This is a genomic window from Marinobacter sp. es.042 (genome assembly GCF_900188315.1).
Classification (GTDB): domain Bacteria; phylum Pseudomonadota; class Gammaproteobacteria; order Pseudomonadales; family Oleiphilaceae; genus Marinobacter.
Genome location: NZ_LT897781.1, coordinates 987,303 through 1,004,294, shown reverse-complemented (window position 1 = coordinate 1,004,294; position 16,992 = coordinate 987,303). Strand labels below are relative to the sequence as shown.

The window sequence follows — 16,992 nt, the reverse complement described above, 5'->3', positions numbered from 1 at the left end:
GCCAAATTGAGTGCGTGATTGTTTACAATAGATGTAATCAATCAATAGATCTGGCGTTCGGCAACCGGTGGCGGTGTGTATTGATATAGCCAGGTCTCCGTCAGCGTCTCGCCGCCCAGCCTGAGGTACAGGCGGATATTGATTGGTGCAATGGAGTCATCCGGCACAAGGTCAAACATGGCCCGGTAGCCGTCGATTGCAGACAATGGTCTTGCGGAAGTGATTTCAACCTCTCCGCGGCTCACGGTTATGACCGGCTCTACCTCAGCATCCTTGGCGAGCATTTCAAGCGCGCCGCCGGCGAAATCAACGGCAAAGCGCCAAGAGAAATAGGTGCGCTTCTGGCCCACGACACCGCCCAGCCCGGTCCTGGTTGCCTGCACCGTGGCTAATTCATAAGGTTGCAACGGAGCGTGCTCGCCCCAGTGCAGGCGGTAGCTGTAGAGGTATTCCCGGCCTGGCAACAGAGGTTCCTGCGGGTGCCAGAAGGCGACGATGTTGTCGAAGGTCTCATCCACGGTAGGGATTTCCACCAGATCAACACTGCCCCGCCCCCAGTCTCCCCGGGGCTCCACCCAAAGGCTGGGCCGGCGATCGTAAAACACGCCATCATCCTGGTAGTGGTCGAAATTCCTGTCGCGCTGCAACAGGCCGAAGCCGACGGGGTTGTTATCCTGGAAACTGTTGAACCGGAGATTGACGGGATTCACCAACGGCCGCCACAACCACTCGCCGTTGCCGTTGCGTATGGCCAGGCCGTCGGAATCGTGTATTTCCGGCCGCCAGTCGTAGCCCATCCGATCGTCATTTTCACCCACCTGGTACATGCTGGTGAGCGGCGCAATCCCTGCCCTCGTGATTTCCGTTCTGGGGTAAAGCGCTACATCCACGTCCATGACCATGTTGCGCCCGGGGTCCAGCACGAATGCGTAGGCGCCGGTGGTGCTGGGAGAATCCAGCAGAGCCCACACCCTAAGTAGCTGGCTGCCCGGGGCCGGTTTCTCCAGCCAGAACTCGGAAAACCTGGGAAACTCTTCTTTGCGGTCCATGCCGGTATCAATGGCCAGCCCTCTGGCCGACAGGCCGTACTGCATCTCTGCGCCCACCGCCCGAAAATAGCTGGCGCCCAGGAAGGCGGCGAGATCCAGGGCAAAGTTTTTATGGTAGTGGATCCGAAAACCGGCGTAGCCCAGGTCTTCTGGCAAATCGCCCAGGGGCTGATCGCCGTTGTACCGGAACAGATCCTGTTGATAGGCCAACTCAGCCGCCTCGCCATCGATGACTTCATGGATTCTGACGGGTTGCTGGAAGTACAGGCCAAGATGGAAGAGCTGGATCTGGAAAGCAGTATCGTCGTCGCGCCAGAGCGCGCGGTCGGGCCTGAAGGCGATAGCCTGGTAGTCGTCCCAGGAAATGGATTTCAGGGATTGGGGCAATTCATCTTTATGGGAGACATACGCCTCAGCTGCCAGTGCCCGGGCCCGACCTTTGAGCCAGGCGTAGCTGAAGGCACGGGGACTGCTGCCAGCTACTGGTTTAAGGCCGGCACCTTTCACAAGGGGCGACAGTGGTAACACGCCGGCACTTACCAGTGCTACCAGCCCCTTGATCAGCGTTCGTCTGTCCATTGTTCTCGCCCCTCCTATACCGGGCTATAGATTGCCATAGAGAAGATCACGTGGACTATGTACGAACAATAAAAGGTAGAGAGCCTATTCGGATAAGGAACCCACGCTCCCGGAAGCGCACCAAATGAGTGCAAGCAATCAATGAAGATCCCACTGAGAGACCTCTGATCAGAGAAATTTTTGGTGATGGTAAACCTGAATAACCCTCCTCTAAAGCGCCATAGCTCTTTGCTAAAACTTACAATTTCCAACACCGCCCTGCATTTGTCGTTACAACTTGGGTAAACTCGGCACACTTTGTGATAGAACAATTGTTGATAGGCTTACGCAGATGCGTGAAGCAGCCCACAGGGCGTGAAACCGACCATCAAAGGACGAACGATATGATCAAAAAATGCCTGTTTCCCGTCGCCGGCTACGGCACCCGCTTTCTTCCGGCCACCAAGGCGATGCCCAAGGAGATCCTGCCGGTAGTGAACAAACCCCTGGTTCAGTACGGCGTTGAGGAAGCCTCCGAAGCAGGTATTCACGAATTCGGCTTCGTAACCGGTCGGGGCAAGCGGGCTATCGAGGATCATTTCGACATCAGCTACGAGCTCGAACAACAGATTGCGGGCTCTGGCAAGGAAGAGCTGCTGACCTCCATCCGCGAGCTGATCGACCACAACAGTTTTGCCTTCACTCGGCAGAATGAAATGAAGGGCCTCGGCCACGCCATACTGACCGGTCGCAACCTGGTGGGTGACAACCCGTTTGCGGTCGTGCTGGCGGATGACTTCTGCATTGGCCCCGATGGTGAAGATGGCGTCCTGGCGCAGATGGTGAAGCTCTACAACCAGTTCCGATGCTCTATTGTTGCCATTGAAGAAGTGCCGGCTGATGAAACCCACAAGTACGGGGTGATCGCCGGTGAATCCATGAAAGATGGCCTCTACCGGATCACAGACATGGTAGAAAAGCCGGCTCCGGAAGATGCGCCCAGTAATCTCGCCATTATTGGCCGCTATATTCTTACGCCAGATATTTTCGACATCATCGAGCGGACACCAGCGGGCAAGAACGGTGAAGTCCAGATCACCGATGCCCTTCTTGAGCAGGCGAAAAACGGTTGCGTGCTGGCTTATCAGTTCAAAGGGCGCCGGTTCGATTGCGGCAGCATTGATGGCTTTGTGGAAGCCACCAACTACGTTTACGAGAATATCTACAAGAAAGGCAAGTAAGACACGCGGGGCGGGATCAGTTGCCCAGGATTTGCAGAATCATTCGCCGGTTTTCCGCACTTGTTCTGCGGAACCGGCGAAGAAGCTCGGCTTCTTCCGTGGTCAACTGAACCTTATCAAGGACTTGTTCCAGCTCATCCAGCGACTCAAGAAGTTCGTCGCTCTTATCCAGGGCAATACCGGGCAGCTCAAGTTGCCCATGGTCCTCAGGCTTTTCTGGCTCCCAGTGCTGAATGGGTTGCGCATGCTGCATGGCCACTTACCTCGTCATCCAAGCCGGGATACTCGTCCCGATAATGCCCTGCGAAGTGAATCAATCTGGAAATGTAACGTACCTATAGCTTTGCACACAATCTGCCTATACTGAAGATGGCAACAACCAAACAGGGTATTTATGGCGGCAAGAACTCTGGATATCGACTCGGCGTGGGAGTTGGTGCTTAGCGCAGTTAACCGCAGCAATGTGACATTGCCATTGCCGGGAACCGACAAAGAAGCGGTAAAACTCAACGGCCACGGGGCCTGGCACCTGATGCAACCGGCCACGCGAGAAGCGAAGGATCTGCTCTCGGTATTCCTGCCCCTTTGCCGGCCCGTGCCAGACGATGGCGGCTCAAAAGTCATTGGTCAGCTGGGCCAAAGCCTGGATGGACGCATTGCCACGGTTACCGGTCGCTCCCGTTTCATCAATGGCGACGATGGGATTACCCATCTGCACCGGATCCGCGCAGTGTCGGATGCAGTTGTTGTCGGGGCGGGAACCGCCGCTACCGACAATCCCCGTTTGACCGTTCGCCGCACGAGTGGCCGCAACCCTGTGCGCGTGGTCATTGACCGCCACCATCGCGTACCGGACAGCCATCACCTGTTCACCGATGGCGAAGCCCCGACCCTGAGGTTGGTGGCAGGTACTTACGAGAAAGCAAAGAATCCATCGATCGGTTCCGGGGTTACCGAAATTCCCTGTCTCGGGGATGCCGAATCCGAAGATGCCGTCGATCCGAAATTAATCCTTGAGGTTCTCGCAGACCTTGGGCTGAAAAAAGTCTTTGTGGAAGGGGGCGGTGTTACCGTTTCATGCTTCCTGAACGCTGGCTTGCTGGATCGCCTGCACGTGATGGTCGCGCCCATGATCATCGGCAGCGGCAGGCCAGCCTTTTCGCTTCCCGAGATCGATTTTCTGGATGATGCCTTGCGGCCCCACGCCCAGCTTATAAACCTCGGCAGCGATATGCTGTTCGACCTCGATTTTACCCGTGATACGTAGGTCGAAAAAAAGCAGCCCCTGGCAAACTGGACACCAGTACCAACGCCCCGTACCCAACGCTCAATGCCACGCCCTGCTCCGCAGGCAATCCCGCCATCGGCCACAGCAAAGCTGCCGCGCCCTCGCGGATGCCCCAACCGGCAACGGTCAGCGGTACCACCATGCTCAACAGCAGGATACTGCCCAGACTGACAATGATGGCCGCCGACTCTGTGCTTTCGATATAGCCTGCGCCCCAGGCCAGGCAGAGAAACACCCCAAGATAGCTCGCCAGCACCAATAAAGATGAACCGATCTGAACCGGCAACACCGTTCGGTTTAGCAAAGACTGATAGAGATCCCGCCTGAGCCGCTGAAGATAAGCCGCCAGCCCGGTTTTCAGGGCCAACCAGAGTGCAACAAACACCGCAATAACGCCGACGACCAGCCAGAACCCGCCATTCCATTGACCAGCCGTTACCCGTCCGGTACCGAGCAGCCAGCTGACCGATATGACAACCACCAGCGCCAACACCAGTTGGCCTGAAAGTCGCTCGATGGCCACCCCGTGCACCGCGGAGAGGCGCTCTCCGGCGCCGCTGCCATGTCGCCAGGCCCGGTTTACGTCGCCGAGCACGCCTCCCGGCAACACCTGGTTCAGAAACGTCGCCAGATAGTACTCTCGCACCGCTACTCCATAGGCCAGGGGCAGCCCGAGCCGTTCGACGGTGTAACGCCATCGCCAGGCAGACAACGCCACCTGAAAGACCGTAAGCGCCAGTGCGGGAACCAGGACATAAGGAGAAAAGCGGGCAAGCTCCTGCCAGAGCTCACCTGCATCGATAGAACGGATCACGAATCCAATAACGAGAACCGTCAATAACCAACGGGCCGCCAGCTTCACCTGCCTTTGACGCAGTTCGGTCAAGGCAATGCCTCAGGTGGCAACGCCAGCAGATCCAGATGTCTCACAACAATCGTCAGATCCCCTTCGGATAACTGGTGATTGCGTGTCTCCAGCCAGCGTGACAATCGGTCCGCCTCGTGAGGTGACTGCTCAATGGCCGCATCGATCCAGCCCTGCATCAGCATTTTGGCCAAGGCGTGATCCGCGCCACTCAGTATCCAGGGGGATTCCGCCAGTTCAACCCGGTAACCTTCGGCAACCATCAGGTCTTGCAACGCAGTGCTGGCCTCTGGCCCGAGCGCGGCACCGATTCCCTTGTCGCCGTGCTGGTGCCGATTCACAAGGGTCTTAACCAAGTCATCATCAGGGTGCTCGGGAGACAGCTCAAAGTGCCCGGCGTAGCTCAGCACAATGAGCATCGCGGACTTCCTTCCCGCGGCTGCGAGGGCTAACGCGTCCAGCCATGGCTCGGAAACCAGATCAATCAGTGCCGACGCTGTTATAAGGTCCGCCTCACGGGGCAGTTGTTGCTCCATGTTTTCCGACGTCAGCTGAGCCGTGCGGGTTTCAAACGGCACATCCAGGCGGTCCACACGCTGCCTGGCCTCCCGCAATAACGCAGAATCCTGATCCAGTGCCAGCCAGGTTTGCGGCACCTGCAGCGCAGGCACCAGGAAAAGCGCGTTTGAGCCGCGACCGGTTCCAATGTCGACAATTTGCATCGGGTAGTGGCTCTCGGGCGACAAGCCATCATAACGATTCAGCAACCATTGATTGAGCTGATCGGTCAGCCCTTGTGAGCGAGCCCGGTGATCCGCTGCTTCCCGGGCTGCCAGCCATGTGCTTTCGAATTCCGAATGCTGGTGTAGATGCGTGGAAAGACCACTGAAGTAGTGCAGTGCATCTGAGACATCTTTGCCGGTATCCGCCCATGAGCGGATTCGGCGGGATTCCCTCGCGGCGAGCTTCCGGGCGTGCTCAAGCTGTTCCGGGTGTTCCAGCCAGTTCCTTAGCCGCGCCTCAAGGGCCCTGACATCGCCCGCACAATACTGAACCACACCAGGCCTGGCGGACGTGTTGGCAAGGGCGCCACCGTCGGAGGAAATAACGGGTAGCCCTTCCGCCAACGCCTCATCAATCACCATGCCATAGCCCTCGTACAGGGAGGGCAGTACAAAGAGATCCGCCTTGCGGTAGAACTCGGCCAGCCCGTCTTCTTCGACTTCCCCTGCCAGCGCAATCCTGTCTTCAAGGCCCGCTTCTGCAATCGCCCGGCGAACCCGCTGGCTGTATTCCGGATCACGACTGTCAGACCCTGCCAACGTGCATTGCCACGACACGTCCTTCAGGTTTTCCAGCGCCTCCACCAATTGATGCTGGGCCTTTCGGGGTGACAGATGAGCAACGCACAGAATGTGCGGGGTACCGGTTTGCGACGACTCACCAAAGCCTCTCGGGGTTGCGGCTCGGGTGACGCCCGGCTCGGCAACCCTGATTATCTCAGCGGGCACCTCGTAATCGGCCAGCCGGGCGGCGGTGTGTTGGCTGGTGGTGATTACCCCGTTTACAAATCCGAGCGCACGCGTTTCTGATTCAAAAAACCACTGTCTATTGGCTTCGCTGATACCTGTTTCGTCAGCCAGGGGGTGGTGTACGAGGGCAATCAGATTCAGGCGCCGGGAATGCTTTTCGACGACTTCCGGCAGGCCACCCATGGCAAGGCCATCGAGTACCACAGAGGCCCCATCAGGCAGGCTCGCGAGCTTCTGATCCATCCCATTACGGGCAACCCTGTCCGGGCGTGGAAACTGCCCGGGCAACCCATTGACCCGGGCTTTGCAACCGGCGTCGCTCATAGCCTCCACCAGGTTGCGGACATACCGGTAGCCGCCCGTGTTCTGTTCCGGATCACCCGGAACGAAAAACTCCAGGAAGCCCGGTTTGTCAGATTCCGGCATGGTAGCTCGCCCAGGCAATGTGGGATTCCGAGAGAGTGACTTTCAGGCTGACAATCCCTTCTCCTGTCTCGCCAAGACGGCCACCGTGAATGGCTGCCGCCATGCGATCAAAAACCAGTTTGGCCATGAATTCGGTGGTGGTATTCCGGCCACGCAGTTCTGGCAGCTCGTCCAGGTTCTGCATGTTGAATTCGGAAAGAATGCTTTTGAGAAGTTCGGAAGCCAGGCCTATGTCGACGACCAGGTCGTCCTTATCCAGTTGGTTACGTTCAAAGGTCACGTCGACCACATAGGTGGCACCATGAACCTTCTGGGCAGGACCAAAGATCTCTCCGTTAAAGCTGTGGGCAATCATCATATGGTCCCGGACCGTCAAACCAAACATACTCTCTCCTTAGCAGGCAATTTTGGGTTCTCAGTAAACAACGCGATGGCACAGAGTGTCCCGGCCATCAATCAGAATTCGCGCCATGGATTTTGGCAGGTCGTCGAACCGGCACTCGCCGGTAATCAGCGCATCCAGTGCATCGTTCTGGAGCAGTTCCAATGCGAGCGCCAGGCGTTTGCGATAGTCCCACCGTGGGACTCGAGATGGCACAATCTGGCCCACCTGGCTGGACTTTAGCGTCAGACGCCGCGGATGGAATGCGGCCCCCAACGGTGCAGATACCAGTTGATCCCCGTACCAGCTCATTTCCACAATGGTCGACTCCTGCCCTGCCAGTCCCAGGGCGGTCTCCAGGCCCGAGGGGTGGCCACTGGCATGGATGACAAGGTCGTGATCATCAGGGGCCGACTCACTACTGAAGGTCAAACCGAGCTGTTCGGCAACGGCCTGTCTCTCTGGATTCGTATCAATCGCGGTGACACGGGCTCCCGGGATACGACTCGCCAGCCAGGCGACGAGCAAGCCAACAACACCGAGACCAACCACGGCAATGCGGTCACCGACTGCTGGCGCTCCATCCCAGAGGCCGTTTACAGCGGTTTCCATGTTGGCGGCAAGTATTGCTCGCTCGGCGGGCAGGTCTTTGGGCAAAAGCGTCAACGCCGACGCCGGCACCCGGTAGCAATTCTGGTGAGGGTAAAGGCAGAACACCGTTTGGCCGACTAACTCGGCAGGCCCTTCCACTACTTTGCCGACGCTGGCGTAGCCGTACTTTACCGGCCAGGGAAAATCACCCTCCTGAAACGGCGCCCGCATGGCTGCGTATTCGCTCTTTGGTACCCGGCCATGGAAAACCAGTGATTCCGTGCCCCGGCTGATACCCGAATACAGCGCCTGCACCGTGACCAATTCTTCTTTATTTTTCTCAACGGACGTCGCCAGTGGCGTTTCCAGAATCTCGCCCTTCCCGGCGCCGGTTACCCACCAGGCTCGGGCCATCGATTCGGTGTTCGGTTCATCAGGGTCGCGATGCAAATGGAGCTCCTTTTTGGCAGTCTTCGCAAACGTATTGGTCGTCGCCCTTCCAGGGCTGAACCTTCAGGTCTGAACGCGGTCTATGCTCGTAAGCATGTTCAGTTATCTCAACTATAGTCAGTGTACAGCGCATCCGGGGTATTTGATGCCTGCAAACCTATACGCTGGAGTTCATTGATGGATTCTAACGGCCATTCAGCGTCGCAAAGGATGCCACTTTCCCTGGATCTCGTCTGGGGCTCGGGGCTTGTCGTCCTGTTCTGTGCAGTCACCGGCTGGTTAACCCAGCCCCCCGTCCTTTTCTACTTGCTGTCAGCGGTGCTTTACCTGGCGCTTTGTGCCCTGATCATCCGGTTCTGGCCCGAGGCCCTGGATTTCGGGTGGGCAAACCGGGCGACGCTGCTCAGAGGCAGTCTGGTGATAGTTTTAGTGGCGCTGGCCCCCTTTGCCGACCACCTTACCGATAGTCTCTGGCTCTATGGCTGGATGGCATTGCTGGCGCTGATTCTGGATGGCGTAGACGGCAAAGTCGCAAGGGCCACCGGCTCCCAGAGCGAATTTGGCGCTCGCTTCGACATGGAACTGGATGCTCTGTTTATTCTCGGTCTCAGCGTGGCTGTGCTGGCGCTCGGCAAGGCCGGTCCCTGGGTTCTGGCCCTTGGCCTTATTCGGTATGCCTTCGTTATTGCCAGTCATTTCCTCGATTGGCTGAATGCCCCGCTGCCGGAGAGTTTCAGACGCAAGACGGTTTGCGTTTGGCAGATCGTTACCCTGCTGGTGGCCGTGTTGCCGCCGGTCAATGCGCTATTCGCCAGTATCACGCTTGCCACTGCTCTCGCACTACTTGTGTGGTCGTTTTTCCTGGATATTCACTGGCTTTATCAGAGGAGACATCACCATGATGTTCATTAACCGGAAGACCCTTACCCGTTCTGCCATCGCCCTCCCTGCTGCACTCGCACTGAGCCCGGCAGCCATGGCCGAGCCAACAGATTTTGTCGTCGACGACGAGCACTTTTCAATGTTCTTCGAGATCATGCATATCGGCTACGCCCCGGTGATGGGGATGTTCCGCGAAGTCGAGGGACAATTTGTTTACGATGAGGAAGCCAGGGAGCTGAAATCCGGTCAACTGGTGTTCCAGAGCGACAGCGTGTTCACAAATCATAAGAAACGTGACGACCACGTTCGCAATGCGGATTTTCTCGATGCCGACGAGTACCCAGAGATCATCTTCACTGTTACCGATTTCGAAACCACGGGGGAAAACACGGGCAAGGTAACCGGCGATCTGGAGTTACTCGGCCAGAAACGGCCCGTGGTGCTGGATGTGACCCTCAACAAGGCAGACGTCTACCCCTTTGGCCATGAGGAATACACACTGGGCATCAGCGCCTCCACCACTCTGAAACGCAGTGAATGGGGCATGACCTACGGCCTTGATGGCGCGATGGTCGGTGATGAAGTGAAATTGCATTTTGGCTTCGAGGCCATTCGGGAATCCGGCATGTTCTGATCACCGGCTACTCGGAATGTGAACCGCCGCACAACACGGACACGTTCTGTTACACAAACAGTACGGATTTTTGGGGTGCGGCGGAAATCCCGTTATCTTTAGAGCTACAACAATAATCAAGGGAACCGCCTCATGCCGGGCAAGGTCGCTCTTCTTCTTACACTGGTAACTGCTGGCGTGGTTGGCACTGGGTATCTGCTCTCCGCTGACAACCACACAGATTTCAGCTGGTTTGCGAAGGTGGCCGACTCGGCCAAGACGGCGCCTGTCCAAAGCGCAGGTCTGGCAGAGCAGTCTTTTACCGTTCCCTCGGCTGAGCCGGAACCACCCTCGGATAATGCCCTCGGGTTCATGCTGGCCAGCGTTGCGGATCAATACGCTCAAACTGCCCGATACCCTCCATGGTCTGTACCTCTCTCCCCGGAGCAGGCGAACGCCTACCGTGGCAATCACTACGAGCCGGTCAGTCTGCCCCTTGAAGGTGACGGGCAGTTCACCGTAACGCTGGAGAAATACCGGTTTACTGCAGGGGAACAAATTCTTGTTGCAGCGGCTATCCGGGGCTCTCAGGTGGTCGGTCGCCCGCTGTCTGCAACGCTGGAGAAGCCGGAAAGCCGGGATGCCATCGCCGGCACCACATTGGAGGAGGCGGGTGCCCCGGGTTACTTCGAGGGCGTTCTGTCCGCCGACGAATCACCGGGTGAATATCGGCTGATCGTCGAGGCCCGGCTTGATGGCAAACCAGTCCGCCATGTCTCAACACTGGCCATTGAACCTTACCTGGGCGAATTCGAGGGGCTTGGCGATGCCCGTATCCAGGATAACAATCTGATAATTCCCGTTCGTTTCTCGCCGGAAGACTCCGGCTATTACGCGCTTTCGGCGCAGCTGTTCATTGGCCAACGCCCGGTTGCTCAATTGCAGATGGAGAAAAGGCTGGACAGCACCTCGAACACGATCAATCTGAAGGCACACGGCACCGTATTGGCCAATCAGACGGTGGAAAGCCAGCTACAGCTGAAAAACCTGCAGATTCGGCAGCTTCCCGCCCGGCCAGGCGACCGGACTAATTACGCTTTCGGCCCCGACGAGGGCTACGCTTTCACACCGCCGGATCTCGGCAGTCTAACCGATACACCGGCGGTAAATCCCGAATCAGAACAGCGCGCGGCTCTGCTGCGGCAGCTTGCCGACAAGTTCTGATGGCAGGGCGCAGGCTCTGCACCGGCTAACGCCGGGCTGTCCCGCTACAAGTGGCGGATAAACGTCTTGTGACAACAATAAAGCAGCAAAGACGGAGCAACTATGAAAACAACAAAGATCGGAAATGCCTGTAAGGCCGCCTTGGCGGTCGCTATCACCGGCAGCTTGTTTGCCGGCACCGCCCAGGCACAACTGGCCGGGCACAACGTGATCCTGGTTCACGGATTCCAGCAACAAGACCTGGCCAACCCTCCTGCCAATCTGCAGGAGGTGAAGAACGCCGGCGAGGACTATTGGCGCACTTTCTGGCTCTCCCGAGCCGAAGCCCGTATCGACTGGGGCAGTGACGGGCGCGTTGAAGGTGGTATTGCCCAGCAAGCCTACGAACAGATGCGTCAGATCAGTCAGCAAGGTCTGTGCAATGACTTTTGCATCGTTGTTTCTCACTCTACCGGGGATCTCGTTACCCGGTATCTGCTGGAAAACCAGGCACGCTGGCTTCAATCGGAGGGCCTTCAGCCGTTGAAAATCCTGGCAACCCTGGATTACTCCGGCGCCGGCGGCGGCACTGAACTGGCCAACCTGGCACTCAGCCTTGCCTACAACGACAGCTGGTACAACTGGCCCCTCCGGGCAGCAGTAGAAGCCTTCACCGGCATTGAGCCGGAACCCGGCAAGCTGGGCGTGGTAAACGACCTGCAAACCAACGCAGCCCGTAACCTGGCGGTGAGCCCCAATGGAATCCCAAGGCTGCGTTTCGTGGCTGGTGGTTCGTCCTATGGCGGCATCACCAAACCGTTCATCGCCGGCACGGACGATGGCGTGGTACCCACCCATTCGGCCTGTGGTGCCACCTCCGCCGCCGGGATCGATTCCTGCTCTTCCAGCATCAGCCTGGCGGGCAAGGTAACGAGCCAGGATGGCCCGGCCGCTCTTTACTTCAACCACTATCCGGTACTGATGAACGAGGGCGTCACCCACAGCGGCGTGCTCGGCTCCGAGACGGGCAATATCTCCGTTCCAGTGGTCAACAACACCACTCTCGGCGGTTTGCAGGTGGATTTCGCCAGCCGCACCTACAATAAGCGCGCCTGGTGGCAATGGTGGGGTTCCGGTGACCGGTACATTGAAGTGCCCGGCTCAGATCAAACGGATATGTCGAACCTGGTTTACAACACTCTCAACAACTGACCAGTTACCAGGCAAGCAGAAGACGGGGTCAGAAGAAAATTTCTTCTGACCCCAATTTCATCCCACCCATCTTTCCTTTTTAGTTCGCAAACTATACATTGGTTCGCTTTCGCCGTTCGATTCAACCACTGCCGCCAAGCGATATCCGATGTCTGACACCCATAAATCCGATCTTCTACTGGTTGTTGTCACCCTGTTTGCAGCCATCAGTTGGATGTTTTCCAAGGAAGCGGTACTGCTGATGCCGCCTCTGATGTTCATGGCGGCCAGATTTTTGATTGCCGGCACCGTACTCGCCTTTTTTGCCCGTCGCTCGCTGATGAAACTGAGCGTCGATCAGCTTCGCCGAAGTGTGGGTGTCGGGCTGGTGTTCGGCACGGCCATGACCTGCTGGGTGATGGGACTGGTCCATATAACCAGCCTGGGCGAGGGAGCCTTCCTGACTAGCCTGGGTGTCGTGATTGTGCCCATTATTGCCCGATTGGTGTTCAAGGAAGCCCAACCGCCGAGCACATGGCTGGCTATTCCCATTGCTGTTGCCGGGCTGGCGCTGCTTTCCCTTGAAAACGGATTTCGCCCTGAAGCAGGCCAGATTTTCTTTGTCATGGCAGCGACAATTTTCGCCCTGTATTTCAACCTCAATACCCGGGCGGCCAACCAGAGAACCGTGATAAACCGGCTGGGCAAAACGGTGGAAAAGCACCGCGTACCCGCCCTGCCCCTGACCGCCATTGCGCTGCTGACGGTCGGCCTGCTCACCCTGGTTGAATCCATGATTATGGAGCCCTGGCGGCCTACCCTGAATAACCTCTCACCAATCCTGGTCTGGTGGGTGGTGGCCAGTGCCGTGATTGGCACGGCCGGTCGTTTCCTGCTTCAGACGTTCGCCCAGAGCCTGTCTGCGAACAGCCATGGCGTGGTGATTCTGGTACTCGAGCCTGTGTGGGTCGCTCTGTTCGCGGCAGGATGGTTTGGCGAGTCTATGACCGGCATTCAACTGGCCGGCTGTGGCCTCATCTTTGCCGCCCTGATCGTCAACCGCTGGGCTGTGCTAAGCAAAGCCATCAAGGAAAAACTCCGCAAGCGGAAAACCGCATAAAAGTGGTTGACCAGCATCGGCTGAATCAGTATATTTCGTCCCCGTTGCAGGACACAGGACCATAGCTCAGTTGGTTAGAGCGCTACCTTGACATGGTAGAGGTCCCCAGTTCGAATCTGGGTGGTCCTACCACTCCTGCGAAGAAAGTCAGTTACTTACATCCCCTGTAAGAACTGGCTTTTTTTGTGTCTGAATCACAGACTTTCCTTTTATTCACCTGCAGCTTGAAAAAATCACGGTATTCCGGCCTGATAGCTTTACCTACAAAGGAAGGTTGGAACACGACTGTGCGTATCCTACTGGTGGAGGACCACCCGCCTCTCGCCGAAGCCGTCAAAGATGCCCTTTGCCGGGCAGGATTTTCCGTCGACCACGCAGGATCCGCAAGGCAGGCAATAGCCTTTGCCCGGCAGGCACCCTATGCCCTGATTCTCCTGGATCTGGGATTGCCGGATAACGACGGTTTGTCGGTTTTGCCCGCATTGAGAAACGCGGGGGCAACGCCCGTCATCATCCTGACCGCCCGGGATCAGCTAGATGACCGCCTCACCGGCCTTGATGGCGGCGCCGATGATTACATTGTGAAGCCCGTTGAAATGCCCGAGCTTGTGGCACGATGCCGTGCCGTATTACGCAGACCCGGTGAGCGCTCTGATGCCCTGCTGTCTTTCGGGCCCATAAATATGGCCACAGTCTCTCGCTCAGTAACTGTTGACAACAAGCCGGTGATACTCGGTCGACGCGAGCTCGGTGTACTTGAGCAGCTATTGCGCTCTGCTGGCCGGGTGTCACAGCGCCAGGTACTCGAAGATACCATTTATGCATTCGACGACGAAGTGACACCCAATGCGCTCGAAGCTGCCGTCTCCCGGTTGAGGCGGGCGCTCGCGTCTGCCGGGAGCGAGACGTCCATCGTGACAGTGCGCGGTGTTGGCTGGATGCTGGTCAAAAAGGATCGCGAATGAGCGAGCATCCGGTGCCATTGGCAAATATCCTGACTCGCCGGCTCGCCTGGATCGCCGTTGCGGTGCTGGTTGTTAATGCGGTGGCGGTCGGGATCTATTATGGCTCGGACAGGCAGGCTCTTGAAGGCGAAGTGATCGAACGTATCATGGAGCAGCTTGAGGCTGACCTTGGCACCGGCGTTGGACGCATCGATGACCAGACGAGGGCGCTTTTTAAAGGAAACCCTGCGGGCTATGGTTTCGCCGTTATCCGACTGGATAATCGGGTTCTGGATTCCGAAAACAGAGAGCTGATCCCTCCCGAGGCTTTTGATACCGGCACGTTCGCCCAGGACTGGCTGACCAGACAGGAAACCGCACAAGGCAGTTTACTTATTGCCTCCCATAAAGCCCGGGCAGGCGACGAGAATCTTCGGCTTGTATTCGTGATGGCTGACGATCCCGCCGGGCTCTTGAGACAGGCTCTGGTGGAAGAGTTCGTCACCCACATCTGGCTACCGATTCTGCCAACGGCTTTGATTCTGATAGCGGTGAACGCACTGATGATCCGCCGTGGGATCAGCCCCGTTGTTGACGCCGCACGCTGGGCCCGCAGTATAAAACCCGGCTCCCCGGCACCACCGCTGGAGGATCATTCATTCCCCCGGGAAATCGTCGATCTTGTAACCGCAACCCACCGTTCCCTGGAACGCCTGAATGAAGCCCTGGCGTCAGAAAAGCGTCGGACGGCGGAAGCAGCACATGCCCTGAGAACACCCGTTTCGGTTCTGTTCGCCCGGCTGGATGGGCTGCCCGCCGGGGCCGGACGCGACCGGCTAAAAGCCGATCTGACCCACTTGTCGCGAACCGTCAATCAGTTATTGGCCTGCGCCAGAGCCGATGAACTAACCGTGCCGCTTAGCTGCCGAGCCAGCCTGAAAGACATCGCCAGCAAAGCGACCGCAGCACTGGCGCCTTTCGCGTATGAGAAAGGCGTTACCCTATCACTCTCCACTCCGCCCCAACCTGTGATTGCCCAGGCTGATCCCGAGGCCGTTGAACTGGCACTCACCAACCTTATCGAAAACGCCATTCTCCATGGCGGACGCGGCGAGGTGGAGATTGCCGTCAACACCGACTCCACCATCACCGTTTGTGATCAGGGACCGGGACTGTCGTCGAATGCGATGGCCAGGATGTTTGAACTGTTCTGGCGTGGAGAAGGCGCTGCCCCTGGCGGTGCAGGTCTTGGTCTGGCCATTGTTGCCCGGCTCCAGCGGGCCCAGGGCGGCGCAATCAACGCGGTAAACAGCGAGAACGGCGGTGCCCGGTTCACTCTCTCCTATACCTCTGCCTGAATATTCGCTTCCCGTCAGATTGCCGTCAGTTTTGGGCGGTAATCTTGTTTTCAGACACAAACAGAGTGTCTGTCAGCAAAAGGAGCATTCTATGAAAGACGTCAGAAAACTGAATCTCAAGCAGACCGGCGACTGGTTGGCCGAGGAGATCGAAATCTGTGTCACCAAAAAGTGGCTGGTTATCAGTGGTATGGTTTTTCTTGTGTTGTTAATCCTGGCGTTCGACTGATCCGCGTTCCTGCTAGATCAAGCGAGAATAGTTATCCGGTTAGAAAGCATAGAGGTGATCACATGAAAGTGTTTGCATTTGCAGTGATAGTGGCCCTGGTTTCTGTTTCCTCCGCCAATGCGGGCTCTTTGACACCGCTGGCTGACCTGAAACGTGGTTCCATGGTCTCTGTTGAGGGTGTAGTCGAAAGAATTCTCGATGAAGATGAGTTCCGGCTGGCTGATGATACCGGTTCGGTAAGGGTTTACGTGGGCCCCAACTGGGTACCCGTTAACGCGGGAGAACGCGTACGCGTCCAGGGCTTCGTTGATGACGGGATCGGCCCCCGGGAGATCTATGCCCGAATGCTGACGCGGGAAGACGGCACCAACGTGGAGTTCTCACACAGGTACGATTGAGCAATGGTTAGCGACCGCTCAGGAACAACCTGCTCCTAAATCACAATGCCCGCGCAAGCGGGCATTCAATTTTCTGGCCTGCTTTTATCCTGCGCCACAAGAATCAACTCTTCCAGATCAAAGCCCTCTGCCCTGGCCCGATCCTTGAACACGTCGATTGCCTCCTCGCTGACTTCCGGGCTGCGTGAGAGAAACCACAGATAATCACGGTTGTAGCCGGTTACATAAGCGTAGGAGTATTCTTCCTTGTCGAGCTCGAAGACTACGTAAGACGCATAAAAAGGCCCGAAGAAAGACACCTTCAGGTGGCCCGTGCTTTCATCCTCCACAAACACTGCTCGGCCGTCCGCCTCCTCCCATTTTCCTTTTTCGACGTTATAACCTCGGTTGATTACCTCGATGCTGCCGTCGTCGTTACGGTTGTATTCGGCGCGCACATTGCTCAGGCCTCGCTCAAAGGAATGGTCCAGGCGGGCGATTTCATACCAGGTACCCAGGTAACGCTCACTATTAAAACCGGTGACGGGCTCAATGTCCTCAGGAAGGCTGGTGCAGCCGGCGAGCCCGATCAGCCCGGCTACCAGAAACCATCTTCTTAAAACGGCCATCATCGATAACGCTCCATTTCCAAGTTCCAGATACCAGAAGGGCCAGCAGTTGCTGGCCCTTGAT

General features: G+C 57.3%; 18 protein-coding genes and 1 tRNA gene. 12 read left to right on the top strand and 7 right to left on the bottom strand.

The window, feature by feature from the left end; all coding sequences use genetic code 11:
• Positions 1 to 41: 41 nt before the first annotated feature.
• Positions 42 to 1,628, bottom strand: coding sequence for a glucan biosynthesis protein (locus CFB02_RS04870; protein ID WP_172835799.1), 1,587 nt, complete (start codon positions 1,626 to 1,628; stop codon positions 42 to 44).
• 383 nt (positions 1,629 to 2,011) lie between these two features.
• On the opposite strand from CFB02_RS04870, the gene galU reads away from it, so the two are divergent.
• Positions 2,012 to 2,848 (top strand): UTP--glucose-1-phosphate uridylyltransferase GalU, encoded by an 837-nt coding sequence (gene galU / locus CFB02_RS04865; RefSeq protein WP_088557099.1) that lies wholly within the window; start codon positions 2,012 to 2,014, stop codon positions 2,846 to 2,848.
• Between the two features lie 16 nt (positions 2,849 to 2,864).
• Here the strand turns inward: galU and CFB02_RS04860 are convergent, their stop codons facing one another.
• On the bottom strand, positions 2,865 to 3,101 hold the full coding sequence (locus CFB02_RS04860; protein WP_088557098.1) for a hypothetical protein: 237 nt from the start codon (positions 3,099 to 3,101) through the stop codon (positions 2,865 to 2,867).
• A gap of 141 nt (positions 3,102 to 3,242) precedes the next feature.
• Here CFB02_RS04860 and CFB02_RS04855 point away from each other — a divergent pair, with 141 nt between their 5' ends.
• The gene (locus CFB02_RS04855) at positions 3,243 to 4,115 is read left to right on the top strand and encodes a RibD family protein (protein WP_088557097.1); all 873 of its coding nucleotides are present in this window, start codon (positions 3,243 to 3,245) and stop codon (positions 4,113 to 4,115) included.
• On the opposite strand, the gene CFB02_RS04850 is transcribed toward CFB02_RS04855, so the two are convergent.
• From CFB02_RS04850 to CFB02_RS04835, 4 genes are read right to left on the bottom strand one after another with little or no spacing between them, the layout of a single operon-like run.
• On the bottom strand, positions 4,099 to 5,022 hold the full coding sequence (locus tag CFB02_RS04850) for a lysylphosphatidylglycerol synthase transmembrane domain-containing protein (protein WP_088557096.1): 924 nt from the start codon (positions 5,020 to 5,022) through the stop codon (positions 4,099 to 4,101). The genes CFB02_RS04855 and CFB02_RS04850 overlap by 17 nt on opposite strands.
• On the bottom strand, positions 5,019 to 6,959 hold the full coding sequence (locus CFB02_RS04845) for a glycosyltransferase (protein ID WP_088557095.1): 1,941 nt from the start codon (positions 6,957 to 6,959) through the stop codon (positions 5,019 to 5,021). The genes CFB02_RS04850 and CFB02_RS04845 overlap by 4 nt, the downstream gene beginning before the upstream one ends.
• Positions 6,946 to 7,344: a 6-pyruvoyl trahydropterin synthase family protein gene (locus tag CFB02_RS04840; protein ID WP_088557094.1), complete on the bottom strand. Its 399-nt coding sequence runs from the start codon at positions 7,342 to 7,344 to the stop codon at positions 6,946 to 6,948. Before CFB02_RS04840 ends, CFB02_RS04845 begins: the two co-directional genes overlap by 14 nt.
• A 30-nt stretch (positions 7,345 to 7,374) precedes the next feature.
• Positions 7,375 to 8,382 (bottom strand): zinc-dependent alcohol dehydrogenase, encoded by a 1,008-nt coding sequence (locus tag CFB02_RS04835; RefSeq protein WP_088557093.1) that lies wholly within the window; start codon positions 8,380 to 8,382, stop codon positions 7,375 to 7,377.
• Between the two features lie 177 nt (positions 8,383 to 8,559).
• On the opposite strand from CFB02_RS04835, the gene CFB02_RS04830 reads away from it, so the two are divergent.
• The 10 genes from CFB02_RS04830 to CFB02_RS04790 all read left to right on the top strand — a co-directional run bounded on the left by CFB02_RS04830 (position 8,560) and on the right by CFB02_RS04790 (position 16,320).
• The gene (locus CFB02_RS04830; protein WP_088557092.1) at positions 8,560 to 9,294 is read left to right on the top strand and encodes a CDP-alcohol phosphatidyltransferase family protein; all 735 of its coding nucleotides are present in this window, start codon (positions 8,560 to 8,562) and stop codon (positions 9,292 to 9,294) included.
• Positions 9,281 to 9,898 carry a YceI family protein gene (locus CFB02_RS04825; protein WP_053112157.1) on the top strand — a complete coding sequence of 206 codons (618 nt, stop codon included), beginning with the start codon at positions 9,281 to 9,283 and terminating at the stop codon, positions 9,896 to 9,898. The genes CFB02_RS04830 and CFB02_RS04825 overlap by 14 nt, the downstream gene beginning before the upstream one ends.
• Before the next feature lie 132 nt (positions 9,899 to 10,030).
• Positions 10,031 to 11,101, top strand: a complete 1,071-nt coding sequence (locus CFB02_RS04820; RefSeq protein WP_157677786.1) for a hypothetical protein — start codon at positions 10,031 to 10,033, stop codon at positions 11,099 to 11,101.
• 102 nt (positions 11,102 to 11,203) lie between these two features.
• Positions 11,204 to 12,292, top strand: coding sequence for a hypothetical protein (locus CFB02_RS04815; protein WP_088557091.1), 1,089 nt, complete (start codon positions 11,204 to 11,206; stop codon positions 12,290 to 12,292).
• A gap of 148 nt (positions 12,293 to 12,440) precedes the next feature.
• Positions 12,441 to 13,391, top strand: a complete 951-nt coding sequence (locus CFB02_RS04810; RefSeq protein WP_088557090.1) for a DMT family transporter — start codon at positions 12,441 to 12,443, stop codon at positions 13,389 to 13,391.
• 55 nt (positions 13,392 to 13,446) lie between these two features.
• Positions 13,447 to 13,523, top strand: a tRNA-Val gene (locus CFB02_RS04805).
• Positions 13,524 to 13,678: 155 nt separating this feature from the next.
• A complete protein-coding gene (locus tag CFB02_RS04800) occupies positions 13,679 to 14,356 on the top strand; it encodes a response regulator transcription factor (RefSeq protein WP_088557089.1) in 678 nt (225 codons plus the stop codon).
• Complete coding sequence (locus CFB02_RS04795) at positions 14,353 to 15,693, top strand: sensor histidine kinase (protein ID WP_088557088.1); 1,341 nt, start codon at positions 14,353 to 14,355, stop codon at positions 15,691 to 15,693. The genes CFB02_RS04800 and CFB02_RS04795 overlap by 4 nt, the downstream gene beginning before the upstream one ends.
• Positions 15,694 to 15,784: 91 nt before the next feature.
• The gene (locus CFB02_RS18075; RefSeq protein ID WP_157677785.1) at positions 15,785 to 15,922 is read left to right on the top strand and encodes a hypothetical protein; all 138 of its coding nucleotides are present in this window, start codon (positions 15,785 to 15,787) and stop codon (positions 15,920 to 15,922) included.
• Between the two features lie 62 nt (positions 15,923 to 15,984).
• Positions 15,985 to 16,320, top strand: a complete 336-nt coding sequence (locus tag CFB02_RS04790) for a hypothetical protein (RefSeq protein WP_088557087.1) — start codon at positions 15,985 to 15,987, stop codon at positions 16,318 to 16,320.
• Between the two features lie 65 nt (positions 16,321 to 16,385).
• Here the strand turns inward: CFB02_RS04790 and CFB02_RS04785 are convergent, their stop codons facing one another.
• Positions 16,386 to 16,931, bottom strand: coding sequence for a lipocalin family protein (locus CFB02_RS04785; RefSeq protein ID WP_088557086.1), 546 nt, complete (start codon positions 16,929 to 16,931; stop codon positions 16,386 to 16,388).
• Positions 16,932 to 16,992: the final 61 nt, after the last annotated feature.